General features: G+C 35.3%; 26 protein-coding genes. All 26 read left to right on the top strand.

Annotated features, from left to right (window positions below):
• Nucleotides 1–3 precede the first annotated feature (3 nt).
• The 26 genes from rpsJ to rpsK all read left to right on the top strand — a co-directional run bounded on the left by rpsJ (nucleotide 4) and on the right by rpsK (nucleotide 12,183).
• A complete protein-coding gene (gene rpsJ, locus LNQ34_RS05420; RefSeq protein WP_007803605.1) occupies nucleotides 4–309 on the top strand; it encodes a 30S ribosomal protein S10 in 306 nt (101 codons plus the stop codon).
• 405 nt (nucleotides 310–714) lie between these two features.
• Nucleotides 715–1,332, top strand: a complete 618-nt coding sequence (gene rplC / locus LNQ34_RS05415; RefSeq protein ID WP_017495020.1) for a 50S ribosomal protein L3 — start codon at nucleotides 715–717, stop codon at nucleotides 1,330–1,332.
• Nucleotides 1,332–1,961, top strand: a complete 630-nt coding sequence (rplD, locus tag LNQ34_RS05410; RefSeq protein WP_089055327.1) for a 50S ribosomal protein L4 — start codon at nucleotides 1,332–1,334, stop codon at nucleotides 1,959–1,961. Before rplC ends, rplD begins: the two co-directional genes overlap by 1 nt.
• Before the next feature lie 7 nt (nucleotides 1,962–1,968).
• Entirely contained in the window at nucleotides 1,969–2,259 is a 291-nt protein-coding gene (gene rplW / locus LNQ34_RS05405) for a 50S ribosomal protein L23 (RefSeq protein ID WP_017495018.1), read from the top strand.
• A 9-nt stretch (nucleotides 2,260–2,268) separates the two neighbouring features.
• Nucleotides 2,269–3,093: a 50S ribosomal protein L2 gene (gene rplB / locus LNQ34_RS05400; protein ID WP_017495017.1), complete on the top strand. Its 825-nt coding sequence runs from the start codon at nucleotides 2,269–2,271 to the stop codon at nucleotides 3,091–3,093.
• 6 nt (nucleotides 3,094–3,099) lie between these two features.
• A complete protein-coding gene (gene rpsS / locus LNQ34_RS05395; protein WP_031456039.1) occupies nucleotides 3,100–3,378 on the top strand; it encodes a 30S ribosomal protein S19 in 279 nt (92 codons plus the stop codon).
• 6 nt (nucleotides 3,379–3,384) lie between these two features.
• Nucleotides 3,385–3,798, top strand: a complete 414-nt coding sequence (gene rplV, locus LNQ34_RS05390) for a 50S ribosomal protein L22 (protein ID WP_007803631.1) — start codon at nucleotides 3,385–3,387, stop codon at nucleotides 3,796–3,798.
• 5 nt (nucleotides 3,799–3,803) lie between these two features.
• Entirely contained in the window at nucleotides 3,804–4,565 is a 762-nt protein-coding gene (gene rpsC, locus LNQ34_RS05385) for a 30S ribosomal protein S3 (RefSeq protein ID WP_007803635.1), read from the top strand.
• Nucleotides 4,566–4,584: 19 nt separating this feature from the next.
• Nucleotides 4,585–5,010: a 50S ribosomal protein L16 gene (gene rplP, locus LNQ34_RS05380; RefSeq protein WP_017495016.1), complete on the top strand. Its 426-nt coding sequence runs from the start codon at nucleotides 4,585–4,587 to the stop codon at nucleotides 5,008–5,010.
• A gap of 13 nt (nucleotides 5,011–5,023) precedes the next feature.
• Nucleotides 5,024–5,215, top strand: coding sequence for a 50S ribosomal protein L29 (gene rpmC / locus LNQ34_RS05375; RefSeq protein ID WP_007803639.1), 192 nt, complete (start codon nucleotides 5,024–5,026; stop codon nucleotides 5,213–5,215).
• 17 nt (nucleotides 5,216–5,232) lie between these two features.
• Entirely contained in the window at nucleotides 5,233–5,493 is a 261-nt protein-coding gene (rpsQ, locus tag LNQ34_RS05370; RefSeq protein ID WP_007803646.1) for a 30S ribosomal protein S17, read from the top strand.
• A 2-nt stretch (nucleotides 5,494–5,495) separates the two neighbouring features.
• Nucleotides 5,496–5,864 (top strand): 50S ribosomal protein L14, encoded by a 369-nt coding sequence (gene rplN / locus LNQ34_RS05365; RefSeq protein ID WP_007803649.1) that lies wholly within the window; start codon nucleotides 5,496–5,498, stop codon nucleotides 5,862–5,864.
• 11 nt (nucleotides 5,865–5,875) lie between these two features.
• Complete coding sequence (rplX, locus tag LNQ34_RS05360; RefSeq protein ID WP_007803650.1) at nucleotides 5,876–6,190, top strand: 50S ribosomal protein L24; 315 nt, start codon at nucleotides 5,876–5,878, stop codon at nucleotides 6,188–6,190.
• A 2-nt stretch (nucleotides 6,191–6,192) separates the two neighbouring features.
• Nucleotides 6,193–6,744: a 50S ribosomal protein L5 gene (gene rplE / locus LNQ34_RS05355; protein WP_017495015.1), complete on the top strand. Its 552-nt coding sequence runs from the start codon at nucleotides 6,193–6,195 to the stop codon at nucleotides 6,742–6,744.
• A gap of 3 nt (nucleotides 6,745–6,747) precedes the next feature.
• On the top strand, nucleotides 6,748–7,017 hold the full coding sequence (gene rpsN, locus LNQ34_RS05350) for a 30S ribosomal protein S14 (protein WP_008464305.1): 270 nt from the start codon (nucleotides 6,748–6,750) through the stop codon (nucleotides 7,015–7,017).
• A 104-nt stretch (nucleotides 7,018–7,121) separates the two neighbouring features.
• Nucleotides 7,122–7,520: a 30S ribosomal protein S8 gene (gene rpsH / locus LNQ34_RS05345; protein WP_017495014.1), complete on the top strand. Its 399-nt coding sequence runs from the start codon at nucleotides 7,122–7,124 to the stop codon at nucleotides 7,518–7,520.
• An 18-nt stretch (nucleotides 7,521–7,538) separates the two neighbouring features.
• Complete coding sequence (gene rplF / locus LNQ34_RS05340) at nucleotides 7,539–8,081, top strand: 50S ribosomal protein L6 (RefSeq protein WP_202701685.1); 543 nt, start codon at nucleotides 7,539–7,541, stop codon at nucleotides 8,079–8,081.
• Nucleotides 8,082–8,092: 11 nt separating this feature from the next.
• The gene (gene rplR, locus LNQ34_RS05335) at nucleotides 8,093–8,443 is read left to right on the top strand and encodes a 50S ribosomal protein L18 (RefSeq protein ID WP_017495012.1); all 351 of its coding nucleotides are present in this window, start codon (nucleotides 8,093–8,095) and stop codon (nucleotides 8,441–8,443) included.
• A gap of 3 nt (nucleotides 8,444–8,446) precedes the next feature.
• Nucleotides 8,447–8,971, top strand: coding sequence for a 30S ribosomal protein S5 (rpsE, locus tag LNQ34_RS05330; RefSeq protein ID WP_085950926.1), 525 nt, complete (start codon nucleotides 8,447–8,449; stop codon nucleotides 8,969–8,971).
• A gap of 12 nt (nucleotides 8,972–8,983) precedes the next feature.
• Nucleotides 8,984–9,166, top strand: coding sequence for a 50S ribosomal protein L30 (rpmD, locus tag LNQ34_RS05325; protein WP_017495010.1), 183 nt, complete (start codon nucleotides 8,984–8,986; stop codon nucleotides 9,164–9,166).
• A gap of 11 nt (nucleotides 9,167–9,177) precedes the next feature.
• Nucleotides 9,178–9,630 (top strand): 50S ribosomal protein L15, encoded by a 453-nt coding sequence (gene rplO / locus LNQ34_RS05320; protein ID WP_017495009.1) that lies wholly within the window; start codon nucleotides 9,178–9,180, stop codon nucleotides 9,628–9,630.
• Between the two features lie 13 nt (nucleotides 9,631–9,643).
• Nucleotides 9,644–10,990, top strand: coding sequence for a preprotein translocase subunit SecY (gene secY / locus LNQ34_RS05315; protein ID WP_017495008.1), 1,347 nt, complete (start codon nucleotides 9,644–9,646; stop codon nucleotides 10,988–10,990).
• 7 nt (nucleotides 10,991–10,997) lie between these two features.
• Nucleotides 10,998–11,213, top strand: a complete 216-nt coding sequence (gene infA, locus LNQ34_RS05310; RefSeq protein ID WP_007136545.1) for a translation initiation factor IF-1 — start codon at nucleotides 10,998–11,000, stop codon at nucleotides 11,211–11,213.
• Between the two features lie 84 nt (nucleotides 11,214–11,297).
• Nucleotides 11,298–11,414 (top strand): type B 50S ribosomal protein L36, encoded by a 117-nt coding sequence (gene ykgO, locus LNQ34_RS05305; RefSeq protein ID WP_002987490.1) that lies wholly within the window; start codon nucleotides 11,298–11,300, stop codon nucleotides 11,412–11,414.
• Between the two features lie 2 nt (nucleotides 11,415–11,416).
• Nucleotides 11,417–11,791 (top strand): 30S ribosomal protein S13, encoded by a 375-nt coding sequence (gene rpsM / locus LNQ34_RS05300; RefSeq protein WP_012022478.1) that lies wholly within the window; start codon nucleotides 11,417–11,419, stop codon nucleotides 11,789–11,791.
• Between the two features lie 8 nt (nucleotides 11,792–11,799).
• The gene (rpsK, locus tag LNQ34_RS05295; protein ID WP_007803677.1) at nucleotides 11,800–12,183 is read left to right on the top strand and encodes a 30S ribosomal protein S11; all 384 of its coding nucleotides are present in this window, start codon (nucleotides 11,800–11,802) and stop codon (nucleotides 12,181–12,183) included.
• Nucleotides 12,184–12,217 lie beyond the last annotated feature (34 nt).

Here is a 12,217-nt window from a genome sequence, read left to right as displayed (position 1 = left end):
AAAATGAGTCAAAAAATCAGAATAAAACTAAAGTCTTACGATCACATGTTGGTAGATAAATCTGCTGAAAAGATCGTGAAAACAGTAAAAACTACTGGTGCAGTTGTAACAGGTCCAATACCGTTGCCAACTCACAAAAAACTTTTCACTGTGTTGCGTTCTCCGCACGTTAACAAAAAAGCGAGAGAGCAATTTGAAGTAATGTCATACAAGAGATTGATTGATATTTATTCATCTTCATCTAAAACTATTGATGCTTTAATGAAACTTGAATTGCCAAGTGGTGTTGAAGTAGAGATAAAAGTATAATTTTTTTATATTTTTTATATAAAAAGCGAGTCAGAAATGTCTCGCTTTTTTTTGTTTTAAAATAATGCTTTTTTACGATGTGATTTTGAGGTTTTTTTATTTTTAATTTTTCTGCAAATTTTCATAAAGTCCTTTGTTTTAAGGGGATTCGAGTGTTTTTTGTTGTGGTTTTATTAATTAATTGTTAAGTGTGAAAGAGTTGAAAATGTAAAAAATGATTTCAGTATTGGAAAAAAACAAGGTTGTTTTTGAGGTTGTTTTGAAGCTTGGTTTTTGATAATGAGCTATTTAATTTTTCTAACTGTTTGGTATATTCAATTTTAATATCTACTTTTGCACTCCCTGTTTGGAAATTTCTGTTATTTTCAAATTGAAGGGAATTTTAGTAATTAATAATTAATATTTATGTCTGGGTTAATTGGTAAAAAAATCGGCATGACTAGTATTTTCGACGAAAACGGGAAAAACATTCCTTGTACAGTAATCGAAGCTGGTCCTTGTGTTGTTACCCAAGTCAGAACCAAAGGTGTTGACGGGTACGAAGCGTTGCAACTTGGTTTCGATGACAAAAACGAGAAACATTCCACTAAAGCGGCTTTAGGTCACTTTAAAAAAGCTGGAACTGTAGCTAAGAAAAAAGTCGTTGAATTTCAAGATTTTGCAACTGAGCAAAAATTAGGAGATCTTATTGATGTTTCTATTTTTTCTGAAGGAGAATTTGTAGATGTACAAGGTGTATCTAAAGGTAAAGGTTTTCAAGGGGTTGTTAAGCGTCACGGATTTGGTGGTGTTGGACAAGCAACTCACGGTCAACACAACCGTTTAAGAGCGCCAGGTTCTGTAGGAGCATCTTCTTATCCATCTAGAGTATTCAAAGGAATGCGTATGGCTGGAAGAATGGGAGGAGACAATGTAAAAGTTCAAAACCTTAGAGTTTTAAAAGTAGTGGCTGAAAAGAACCTACTTGTTATTAAAGGATGTGTTCCTGGACATAAAAACTCTTATGTAATCATTCAGAAGTAATGGAAGTAAAAGTATTAGATTTCAACGGAAAAGATACTGGAAGAAAAGTTCAACTTTCTGATTCAGTATTCGCAATTGAACCAAACAATCACGCTGTATACCTTGATGTTAAGCAATATCTTGCTAATCAAAGACAAGGGACTCACAAAGCTAAAGAAAGAGCTGAAGTGACAGGAAGTACACGTAAGATTAAAAAACAAAAAGGAACTGGTACAGCTCGTGCGGGAAGTATCAAAAATCCATTGTTTAAAGGTGGTGGAACAATTTTCGGACCAAGACCAAGAAGTTATTCATTTAAATTGAATAAAGGCTTGAAAAGATTGGCAAGAAAATCAGCTTTCTCAATCAAAGCAAAAGAGTCGAATATTATCGTTCTTGAAGACTTTAATTTTGAAGCGCCAAACACTAAAAATTTCATTAACGTTTTGAAAGCTTTAGGGTTAGAGAATAAAAAATCCTTATTTGTGTTGGGAGAGTCGAATAAAAATGTATATTTGTCGTCACGCAATTTAAAGGCTTCTAATGTCGTAACTAGCTCAGAATTAAGCACTTACGCTATTTTAAACACTAACAATTTAGTGCTTTTAGAAGGTTCTTTGGAGTTAATTGAAGAAAATTTAAGTAAATAATAGGAATATGAGTATCATAATTAGACCTATAGTAACGGAAAAAGTAACCAAAGAAAGTGAAGTTTTAAACCGCTTCGGATTCGTTGTTGACAAAAAAGCAAACAAAGTTCAAATTAAGAAAGCTGTTGAAGCTGCTTATGGAGTAACTATCGTTTCAGTTAACACGATGAACGTAAGACCGGATAGAACTACAAAATACACTAAAAGTGGTTTAATCAGTGGAAAGACAAATGCTATTAAAAAAGCAATTGTACAAGTACAAGAAGGAGAAACAATTGATTTTTACAACAATATCTAAGATAGAAAAATGTCAGTAAGAAAATTAAAACCTATTACCCCAGGTCAGCGATTTAGAGTTGTGAATGGTTATGACGCCATTACAACTGATAAGCCGGAACGCTCTTTGATAGCGCCGATAAAAAACTCTGGAGGTAGAAATAGTCAAGGAAAGATGACCATGCGTTATACGGGTGGTGGTCACAAGCAGAGATATCGTATTATTGATTTCAAAAGAACTAAAGTTGGAATTCCAGCTACTGTGAAATCAATCGAATACGATCCAAATCGTACTGCATTTATCGCTTTATTAGCTTATGCTGATGGAGAGAAAACTTATATTATCGCTCAAAACGGATTGAAAGTTGGTCAGAAATTAGTTTCTGGTCCAGAATCTCAACCAGAGATTGGTAATACATTGCCTTTAAGCAGAATTCCTCTTGGAACTGTTATATCTTGTATTGAGTTACGTCCAGGACAAGGAGCAGTTATTGCTCGTTCAGCTGGAACTTTTGCTCAGTTAATGGCAAGAGACGGAAAATACGCTACAATTAAAATGCCATCAGGAGAGACAAGATTAATCTTGTTAACATGTTCGGCTACAATTGGAGCTGTTTCTAATTCTGATCACCAATTAGTTGTATCTGGAAAAGCAGGTAGAACAAGATGGTTAGGAAGAAGACCTAGAACTAGACCAGTAGCGATGAACCCAGTTGATCACCCTATGGGAGGTGGTGAAGGACGTTCTTCTGGAGGGCACCCACGTTCAAGAAACGGATTGCCAGCTAAAGGTTACAGAACTCGTTCTAAGAAAAACCCGAGTAACAAGTATATCGTAGAACGTAGAAAGAAATAATAAGATATGGCACGTTCATTAAAAAAAGGACCTTTCGTTCATTATAAGTTAGACAAGAAAGTTCAGGAAAACATTGAAAGCGGAAAAAATGGAGTAGTAAAGACTTGGTCTAGAGCTTCCATGATTACTCCAGACTTTGTTGGACAAACTATCGCAGTTCATAACGGTCGTCAATTTGTACCGGTTTACGTAACAGAAAACATGGTAGGTCACAAATTAGGAGAGTTTTCACCAACTAGATCTTTTAGAGGTCATGCTGGAGCAAAAAATAAAGGTAAAAAATAAGAAGCAATGGGAGTTCGTAAAAGAGAAACAGCAGATGCGAGAAAAGAGGCTAATAAGTCTATTGCTTTCGCAAAATTGAATAACTGCCCTACTTCACCTAGAAAAATGCGCTTAGTAGCGGACTTGGTAAGAGGTCAGAAGGTAGAAAGAGCACTTAACATCTTAAGATTCAGTTCTAAAGAAGCTTCAAGAAAATTAGAGAAACTATTATTATCTGCAATCAACAACTGGGAGCAAAAAAATAGTGAAGGTAATTTAGAAGAAGCTGGATTATTTGTTAAAGAGATCAGAGTAGATGGTGGAATGATGTTGAAAAGACTTCGTCCAGCTCCACAAGGTCGTGCACACAGAATAAGAAAACGTTCTAACCACGTTACAATCGTGCTTGGAGCTATCAATAACACACAAAGCAATTCTTAAGCAGCATGGGACAAAAGACAAATCCAATTGGAAATAGACTTGGTATCATCAGAGGGTGGGACTCAAACTGGTATGGTGGAAATGACTACGGTGATAAACTTGCCGAAGATCACAAAATCAGAAAGTATATCCACGCTCGTTTATCAAAAGCTAGTGTATCTAAAGTAATCATCGAGAGAACTTTGAAACTTGTAACCGTTACTATCACTACTGCTAGACCTGGTATCATTATCGGAAAAGGTGGACAAGAGGTAGACAAGTTAAAAGAAGAACTTAAGAAAGTTACTGACAAAGAGGTTCAAATCAACATCTTTGAAATTAAAAGACCTGAGTTAGATGCTTATCTTGTGGCGACAAGCATCGCTCGTCAAATCGAAAGCCGTATTTCTTACAGACGTGCAATCAAAATGGCTATTGCTGCTTCTATGCGTATGAACGCTGAAGGTATCAAAGTTTTGATTTCTGGTCGTTTGAATGGTGCTGAGATGGCGCGTTCAGAAGGTTTCAAAGAAGGTAGAATTCCTCTATCAACTTTCAGAGCTGATATTGACTATGCTTTGGCTGAAGCTCACACTACTTACGGTAGAATGGGTATCAAAGTATGGATCATGAAAGGTGAAGTTTATGGAAAGAGAGATCTTTCTCCACTTGCAGGAATGGATAAAAAACAATCTGGAACTGGTGGTGGTAAAGGTGGCGATTCTCCAAGAGGAGACAGAAAGCCTTTTAATAAAGGTGGAAAACCAGACGCTCGTAAAAGAAAGTAAATTTTTAAACTAAAGAAAAATGTTACAGCCTAAAAGAACAAAATACCGTAAGGTACAAAAAGGTAAGATGAAAGGTAACTCTCAAAGAGGGCATGAACTTTCTAATGGAATGTTTGGTATTAAATCTGTACATGAAGATGGAATGTTCTTGACTTCTCGTCAAATCGAAGCTGCACGTATCGCTGCAACTCGTTACATGAAGAGAGAAGGACAATTATGGATTAAAATATTTCCAGACAAGCCTATTACTAAGAAACCTCTTGAAGTACGTATGGGTAAAGGTAAAGGAGCAGTTGAGTATTGGGCTGCTGTTGTTAAACCAGGAAGAATTATGTTTGAAGTTGGAGGAGTTCCATTGTCAGTTGCAAAAGAGGCTTTACGTCTTGCAGCGCAAAAACTTCCAGTAAAAACTAAATTCGTCGTTGCTAGAGATTTCGAAGCATAATTAAATTTATATTATGAAACAATCAGAAATAAAAGATCTTTCTGCAGCGGAGTTGCAAGAAAAACTTAGTCAAACTAAGAAAATATATGCTGACCTAAAAATGGCTCACGCTATTTCTCCAATTGAAAACCCACTTCAAATTAGAAGTGTAAGAAGAACAGTTGCAAGATTGGCTACAGAGTTAACTAAAAGAGAGTTACAATAATTGTATTCTGCTGAAAGATGGAAGAAAAAAGAAATTTAAGAAAAGAAAGAATAGGTGTTGTTACTTCAAATAAAATGGATAAGTCTATTGTTATTGCTGAAGTAAGAAAAGTAAAACACCCATTATACGGTAAGTTCGTGTTGAAAACTAAGAAATATGTTGCACACGACGAAACAAACGACTGTAACATTGGAGATACTGTAAGAATTAGCGAAACGCGTCCTTTAAGTAAAACAAAATGTTGGAGATTAGTTGAAATCTTAGAAAGAGCTAAATAATTATGGTACAACAGGAATCAAGACTAAAAGTAGCAGATAACACGGGAGCAAAAGAAGTTTTAACTATCCGTGTTTTAGGAGGTACCAAAAGAAGGTATGCCTCTGTTGGTGACAAGATTGTAGTATCTATTAAAGATGCAACTCCAAACGGTAACGTGAAAAAAGGAGCTGTTTCAACTGCAGTTGTTGTACGTACCAAAAAAGAAGTGAGAAGAGCTGATGGTTCTTATATCCGTTTCGATGATAATGCATGTGTTCTTTTGAACGCTGCAGGGGAAATGAGAGGAACACGTGTTTTTGGTCCGGTAGCAAGAGAACTTCGTGAAAAACAATTCATGAAAATTGTATCATTAGCACCAGAAGTGCTTTAATTCGTTTTAAGATGATAAAGCTAAAAATTAAATCAGGAGATATCGTAAGAGTTATTGCTGGAGACCATAAAGGTGCTGAAGGTAAAGTATTACGTGTTTACCGTGAGAAAAATAAAGCGATAGTTGAAGGTGTAAACATGGTTTCAAAACATACAAAACCAAGTGCTAAAAACCCTCAAGGTGGTATCGTTAAGAAAGAAGCTTCTATACAAATATCTAACATTTCACTAATTGATCCTAAAACTAAGGAAACAACTAGAGTTGGTATTAGAGTAGAAGGAGATAAGAAAGTAAGATTTTCAAAAAAATCTAATCAAGTACTATAGTAATGGCATATACACCTAGACTAAAAGAAGAATATAAGAGTAGAGTAATCTCTGCTCTTAAAGAAGAATTCGGATATACAAACGTAATGCAAGTTCCTAAACTTGAAAAAATCGTTTTGAGCCGTGGAGTTGGTGCAGCTGTATCTGATAAAAAACTTATTGACTATGCGGTTGATGAGTTAACAAAGATCACTGGACAAAAAGCAGTATCTACAATTTCAAAGAAAGACGTTGCGTCATTCAAATTGAGAAAAGGGATGCCTATTGGAGCAAAAGTTACTTTACGTGGAGAGAGAATGTATGAGTTTTTAGATAGACTTATTACTTCTGCTTTACCACGCGTTAGAGATTTTAGTGGTATCAAAGCTACTGGTTTCGACGGAAGAGGTAATTACAACCTTGGAGTTTTAGAGCAAATCATTTTCCCGGAAATTGATATTGACAAAGTAAACAAAATTTCAGGAATGGATATTACTTTTGTTACTACTGCAAAAACAGACAAAGAAGCAAAGTCGTTATTGGCTGAATTAGGTTTACCTTTTAAAAAGAATTAAGACATGGCTAAAGAATCAATGAAAGCCCGTGAGGTGAAAAGAGAGAAAACGGTAGCTAAGTACGCTGAAAAAAGAAAAGCTTTATTAGAAGCTGGAGATTATGAAGGCTTACAAAGATTACCTAAAAATGCTTCACCAGTTCGTTTACACAACCGTTGTAAATTAACAGGTAGACCAAGAGGTTATATTCGTCAATTTGGTATTTCACGTGTAACTTTCCGTGAGATGGCAAATAATGGATTAATCCCTGGAGTAAAAAAGGCTTCTTGGTAATCTCGCAATAAGTTATTACTTTTGCAAACCGAAAAATAATTTTAATTGATTAAAGGTTCGGGAGACGGGTGTCTCCCGAAAACCATAATCGCAATCAAATACATATGTATACAGATCCTATTGCAGATTATTTGACTAGAGTTCGTAACGCTGTGGCTGCAAACCACAAAGTTGTTGAAATTCCAGCTTCTAATCTAAAAAAAGAAATAACTAAGATCTTATTTGATCAAGGTTATATCTTGAGTTACAAATTTGAAGACAACTCTGTTCAGGGTTCAATCAAGATCGCTTTGAAGTATGATAAAGATACTAAAGAGCCTGTAATTAAAGATATCCAAAGAATTAGTAAACCTGGTTTACGTAAATACGCAGGTGCTGCCAAATTACCAAGAATCCTTAACGGATTAGGAATTGCTATTGTTTCAACTTCAAAAGGTCTTATGACTGGAAAACAAGCGAAACAATTAAATGTAGGTGGTGAAGTAATTTGTTACGTATACTAATTTTAAAGACTAAATAAGATGTCAAGAATAGGTAAAAGCCCAATTGTAATCCCTGCTGACGTAACTGTAGAAGTTAAAGACGGTATCATTACAGTAAAAGGAAAAAAAGGTCAACTAACTCAGGAGTTTTCGGACGTAACTGTAACAGTTGAAGGCGATCAAGTACAAGTTGAAAGATCGTCTGATCATAAAGACCAAAGAGCAAAACACGGATTGTACAGATCTTTAATCAGTAATATGATTGTTGGTGTATCTGAAGGTTTTACAAAAGAACTTGAATTAGTTGGAGTTGGTTATAGAGCTTCAAACCAAGGTCAAAAGTTAGATTTAGCTCTTGGATATTCTCACAATATTGTTTTAGAAATTGCTCCAGAAGTAGCTTTAGAAACAATATCTGAAAAAGGAAAAAACCCTATCGTAAAATTAACATCATTTGATAAACAACTTTTAGGTCAGGTTGCTGCGAAAATCAGAGGTTTCCGTAAGCCTGAACCATACAAAGGAAAAGGTGTTAAATTTGTGGGTGAAGTATTAAGAAGAAAAGCAGGTAAATCAGCTTAAAAAATAAGATTATGTCATTAACAAAATCTGATAGAAGACAGAGAATTAGATTCAGAATTAGAAAATCGATTAGTGGTACTGCTGCTAACCCAAGACTATCTGTATTTAGAAGTAACAAAGAAATTTACGCTCAACTTATTGATGATGTAAATGGAGTTACTTTATTAGCTGCATCTTCAAGAGAAAAAGAAATAGGAAAAGGTACTAACGTTGAAGTAGCTGCTGCTGTTGGAAAACTAGTTGCAGAGAAAGCGTTAAAAGCCGGGATCGATACCATCACTTTTGACAGAGGTGGATATTTATACCACGGTCGTATTAAATCATTAGCAGAAGGCGCAAGAGCGGCTGGACTTAAATTCTAATATATTATGTCTAAATACAAAAATGTAGAATTGGTAAAACCAAGTGGTCTTGAACTTAAAGATCGTCTGGTAAGTGTTAATCGTGTTACTAAGGTTACAAAAGGTGGTAGAGCTTTCGGTTTTTCTGCTATTGTAGTTGTAGGTGATGAAAACGGAGTAGTTGGTCATGGATTAGGAAAATCTAAAGACGTTTCTGAAGCAATTGCGAAAGCAGTAGAAGATGCTAAGAAAAATTTAGTGAAAATTCCTTTGAACGGACAATCTGTTCCTCACGAACAAAAAGGTAAATTTGGTGGTGCACGTGTATTCTTAATTCCTGCTTCTCATGGTACAGGAGTTATTGCTGGTGGAGCTGTTCGTTCAGTTCTTGAATCAGTAGGTATTCACGATGTATTATCTAAATCTCAAGGATCATCAAATCCTCATAACGTGGTAAAAGCAACTTTTGATGCTTTATTACAAATGAGAAGCGCTCATACTGTTGCAAAACAAAGAGGTGTTTCTTTAGAAAAAGTTTTTAAAGGTTAATTCAAGGAAATTATGGCTAAATTATTAGTAAAACAAGTAAGAAGCAAAATCAACTGCCCTCTTTCTCAAAAAAGAGGTTTGGAAGCTTTAGGTCTACGTAAAATGGGACAAGTTGTAGAGCATGATTCAAATCCTGCAATCCTTGGGATGATAAACAAAGTTAAACACTTAGTTTCTGTAGAAGAAGCTAAATAACAAATACTGTTATGAATTTAAGTAACTTACAACCAGCTGAAGGGTCAACACACAATCAAAATAAAAGATTAGGTAGAGGAGAAGGTTCTGGAAAAGGTGGTACTTCTGCAAGAGGTCACAAAGGAGCAAAATCTCGTTCTGGTTATTCTAAAAAGATTGGTTTTGAAGGAGGACAAATGCCACTTCAAAGACGTGTGCCTAAGTTTGGTTTCACAAACATCAATCGTAAAGAATACGAAGGTGTTAATTTAGATACGCTTCAATTATTAGTAGACAATGGTGTGATTACTGATTCTGTTTCTATGACAGATTTCGTAGCAAATCGTCTAGCTACCAAAAATGAAATCGTTAAGATTTTAGGTAGAGGAGAGTTGAAAGCAAAATTAAAAGTAACTGCCCACAAATTTACCGCTACTGCAAAAGCTGCTATCGAAGCTGCTGGTGGAGAAGCTGTAACTATATAACTTATCTATTAAGATGAAGAAATTTATTGAATCAATAAGTAATGTTTGGAAAATCGAAGAACTGAAAAATAGAATCTTAATTACATTAGGATTGCTTTTAGTATATCGTTTTGGTGCACACGTTACGCTTCCTGGAATTGACGCAACTCAGTTAACAGGTTTAGCGGGACAAACTAAAAATGGTTTAGGATCTATCCTGGACATGTTTACAGGGGGTGCTTTCTCTAAAGCTTCAGTTTTTGCTTTAGGTATTATGCCTTATATTTCTGCATCTATTGTTGTTCAGTTAATGGGAATTGCGATTCCTTATTTGCAAAAACTTCAAAACGATGGAGAGAGTGGTAGAAAAAAGATTAATCAAATCACTCGTTGGTTGACTATAGCTATTACACTGGTTCAAGGTCCAACTTATATCTATAATTTGTACAGAACATTGCCTGGTAGTGCATTCTTACTAGGCTTTAATTCACCTGAATTTTTGTTCTCGTCAGTTATTATCTTAGTTACAGGTACAATTTTTGCTATGTGGCTTGGAGAAAAAATTACAGATAAAGGTATTGGAAATGGAATTTCATTATTGATTATGGTTGGTATTTTAGCGCGCTTACCGCAAGCTTTTATACAAGAATTCACAACCAGAGTTACCAATAACAATGGAGGTCCAATGTTGTTAGTTATTGAGATTATCGTGTGGTTATTAGTAATCATTTCTTGTGTATTGCTTACAATGGCAGTACGCAGGATCCCGGTTCAGTACGCTCGTCGTACGACAACTGGAGATTACGAGCAGGATTTAGCTGGTGGTAACAGACAATGGATTCCTCTTAAGCTTAACGCTTCAGGAGTTATGCCAATCATCTTTGCTCAGGCAATTATGTTTATTCCTGCAGCTGTAGCTGGATTGTCTAAATCAGACACATCACAATCTATTGTTGGTGCGTTTAGTAATATGTTCGGATTTTGGTACAATTTTGTATTTGCAACTTTAATTATTGTATTTACATTCTTTTATACTGCAATCACTGTTCCTACTAACAAAATGGCCGATGATTTAAAAAGAAGCGGTGGTTTTATTCCTGGAGTTCGTCCGGGAGCTGAAACTTCAGACTTCCTTGATAAAGTGATGTCTTTAATAACTTTCCCAGGATCTTTATTCCTTGCTTTGATTGCTGTGTTCCCAGCTATTGTTGTAAGTATTATGGATGTACAACAATCTTGGGCAATGTTTTTTGGAGGTACCTCATTAATAATTATGGTTGGAGTTGCAATAGATACTATTCAACAAATCAATTCGTACTTGTTAAACAAACATTATGATGGTTTAATGAAGACTGGTAAAAATAGAAAAGCGGTAGCTTAATATATTTATGGCAAAACAATCAGCAATAGAACAAGACGGATCAATCATCGAAGCATTATCAAATGCGATGTTCCGTGTAGAGTTAGAAAATGGACATATTGTAATTGCTCATATTTCCGGTAAGATGCGTATGCATTACATCAAGTTATTACCTGGTGATAAAGTGAAATTGGAAATGAGTCCTTACGATTTGTCAAAAGCAAGAATTACTTATCGATATTAAAAAGCTGTAAGCAATAGGCAATAAGCATTAAGCAATAAAACTTATGCCTAAAGCCTAAAGCCTAAAGCCTAAAGCAAATTCACTATGAAAGTTAGAGCATCAGTAAAAAAGAGAAGTGCCGAGTGCATTATCGTGCGTAGAAAAGGGAGATTGTACGTAATAAACAAAAAGAATCCTAGATTTAAACAAAGACAAGGATAATTATGGCAAGAATAGCAGGGGTAGATATCCCAAAAAATAAGAGAGGTGTTATCGCACTTACCTACATCTTTGGATTAGGAAAAAGTAGAGCTATTGAGATTTTAGAAAAAGCTCAAGTTAGCCAAGATAAAAAAGTTCAAGATTGGAATGATGACGAGATCGGAGCAATTCGTGATGCAGTTTCATTTTACAAAATTGAAGGAGAATTACGTTCTGAAGTTTCTTTAAACATCAAACGTTTAATGGATATTGGTTGTTACAGAGGTATCCGTCATAGATCTGGTCTTCCGTTAAGAGGGCAAAGAACTAAAAACAACTCTAGAACAAGAAAAGGTAAAAGAAAAACTGTTGCTAACAAGAAAAAAGCAACTAAATAATAAGTAATATGGCTAAAGCAACTGCAAAAAAACGTAAAGTTATCGTTGAATCAACGGGTGAAGCTCATATTTCTGCCACTTTCAACAACATTATCATTTCTTTGACTAATAAGAAAGGTGAAGTTATTTCTTGGTCTTCAGCTGGTAAAATGGGTTTCAGAGGTTCTAAAAAGAACACTCCGTATGCAGCTCAAATGGCAGCAGAAGATTGTAGTAAAGTAGCTCTTGAGGCAGGACTTAAAAAAGTGAAAGTTTATGTAAAAGGACCAGGAAACGGACGTGAGTCTGCTATCCGTTCTATTCATAACGGTGGAATTGAAGTTACTGAGATTATCGATGTTACTCCAATGCCTCACAACGGATGTCGTCCTCCAAAGAGACGTAGAGTTTAATTTTATTTATTCATAGTATAAACAAGGTAGAGCA

The sequence above is a fragment of the Flavobacterium lipolyticum genome, assembly GCF_020905335.1.
In the GTDB taxonomy this organism is placed as follows: domain Bacteria; phylum Bacteroidota; class Bacteroidia; order Flavobacteriales; family Flavobacteriaceae; genus Flavobacterium; species Flavobacterium lipolyticum.
Note: the sequence above shows the minus strand (reverse complement) of the source record. Positions and strands in the feature narration are given on the sequence as shown.

What these genes read in the sequence shown, in the direction of transcription:
- rpsJ (WP_007803605.1), top strand. Translation starts at nt 4, where the DNA reads ATGAGTCAAAAAATCAGAATAAAACTAAAGTCTTACGATCACATGTTG.
- rplC (WP_017495020.1), top strand. Translation starts at nt 715, where the DNA reads ATGTCTGGGTTAATTGGTAAAAAAATCGGCATGACTAGTATTTTCGAC.
- rplD (WP_089055327.1), top strand. Translation starts at nt 1,332, where the DNA reads ATGGAAGTAAAAGTATTAGATTTCAACGGAAAAGATACTGGAAGAAAA.
- rplW (WP_017495018.1), top strand. Translation starts at nt 1,969, where the DNA reads ATGAGTATCATAATTAGACCTATAGTAACGGAAAAAGTAACCAAAGAA.
- rplB (WP_017495017.1), top strand. Translation starts at nt 2,269, where the DNA reads ATGTCAGTAAGAAAATTAAAACCTATTACCCCAGGTCAGCGATTTAGA.
- rpsS (WP_031456039.1), top strand. Translation starts at nt 3,100, where the DNA reads ATGGCACGTTCATTAAAAAAAGGACCTTTCGTTCATTATAAGTTAGAC.
- rplV (WP_007803631.1), top strand. Translation starts at nt 3,385, where the DNA reads ATGGGAGTTCGTAAAAGAGAAACAGCAGATGCGAGAAAAGAGGCTAAT.
- rpsC (WP_007803635.1), top strand. Translation starts at nt 3,804, where the DNA reads ATGGGACAAAAGACAAATCCAATTGGAAATAGACTTGGTATCATCAGA.
- rplP (WP_017495016.1), top strand. Translation starts at nt 4,585, where the DNA reads ATGTTACAGCCTAAAAGAACAAAATACCGTAAGGTACAAAAAGGTAAG.
- rpmC (WP_007803639.1), top strand. Translation starts at nt 5,024, where the DNA reads ATGAAACAATCAGAAATAAAAGATCTTTCTGCAGCGGAGTTGCAAGAA.
- rpsQ (WP_007803646.1), top strand. Translation starts at nt 5,233, where the DNA reads ATGGAAGAAAAAAGAAATTTAAGAAAAGAAAGAATAGGTGTTGTTACT.
- rplN (WP_007803649.1), top strand. Translation starts at nt 5,496, where the DNA reads ATGGTACAACAGGAATCAAGACTAAAAGTAGCAGATAACACGGGAGCA.
- rplX (WP_007803650.1), top strand. Translation starts at nt 5,876, where the DNA reads ATGATAAAGCTAAAAATTAAATCAGGAGATATCGTAAGAGTTATTGCT.
- rplE (WP_017495015.1), top strand. Translation starts at nt 6,193, where the DNA reads ATGGCATATACACCTAGACTAAAAGAAGAATATAAGAGTAGAGTAATC.
- rpsN (WP_008464305.1), top strand. Translation starts at nt 6,748, where the DNA reads ATGGCTAAAGAATCAATGAAAGCCCGTGAGGTGAAAAGAGAGAAAACG.
- rpsH (WP_017495014.1), top strand. Translation starts at nt 7,122, where the DNA reads ATGTATACAGATCCTATTGCAGATTATTTGACTAGAGTTCGTAACGCT.
- rplF (WP_202701685.1), top strand. Translation starts at nt 7,539, where the DNA reads ATGTCAAGAATAGGTAAAAGCCCAATTGTAATCCCTGCTGACGTAACT.
- rplR (WP_017495012.1), top strand. Translation starts at nt 8,093, where the DNA reads ATGTCATTAACAAAATCTGATAGAAGACAGAGAATTAGATTCAGAATT.
- rpmD (WP_017495010.1), top strand. Translation starts at nt 8,984, where the DNA reads ATGGCTAAATTATTAGTAAAACAAGTAAGAAGCAAAATCAACTGCCCT.
- rplO (WP_017495009.1), top strand. Translation starts at nt 9,178, where the DNA reads ATGAATTTAAGTAACTTACAACCAGCTGAAGGGTCAACACACAATCAA.
- secY (WP_017495008.1), top strand. Translation starts at nt 9,644, where the DNA reads ATGAAGAAATTTATTGAATCAATAAGTAATGTTTGGAAAATCGAAGAA.
- infA (WP_007136545.1), top strand. Translation starts at nt 10,998, where the DNA reads ATGGCAAAACAATCAGCAATAGAACAAGACGGATCAATCATCGAAGCA.
- ykgO (WP_002987490.1), top strand. Translation starts at nt 11,298, where the DNA reads ATGAAAGTTAGAGCATCAGTAAAAAAGAGAAGTGCCGAGTGCATTATC.
- rpsM (WP_012022478.1), top strand. Translation starts at nt 11,417, where the DNA reads ATGGCAAGAATAGCAGGGGTAGATATCCCAAAAAATAAGAGAGGTGTT.
- rpsK (WP_007803677.1), top strand. Translation starts at nt 11,800, where the DNA reads ATGGCTAAAGCAACTGCAAAAAAACGTAAAGTTATCGTTGAATCAACG.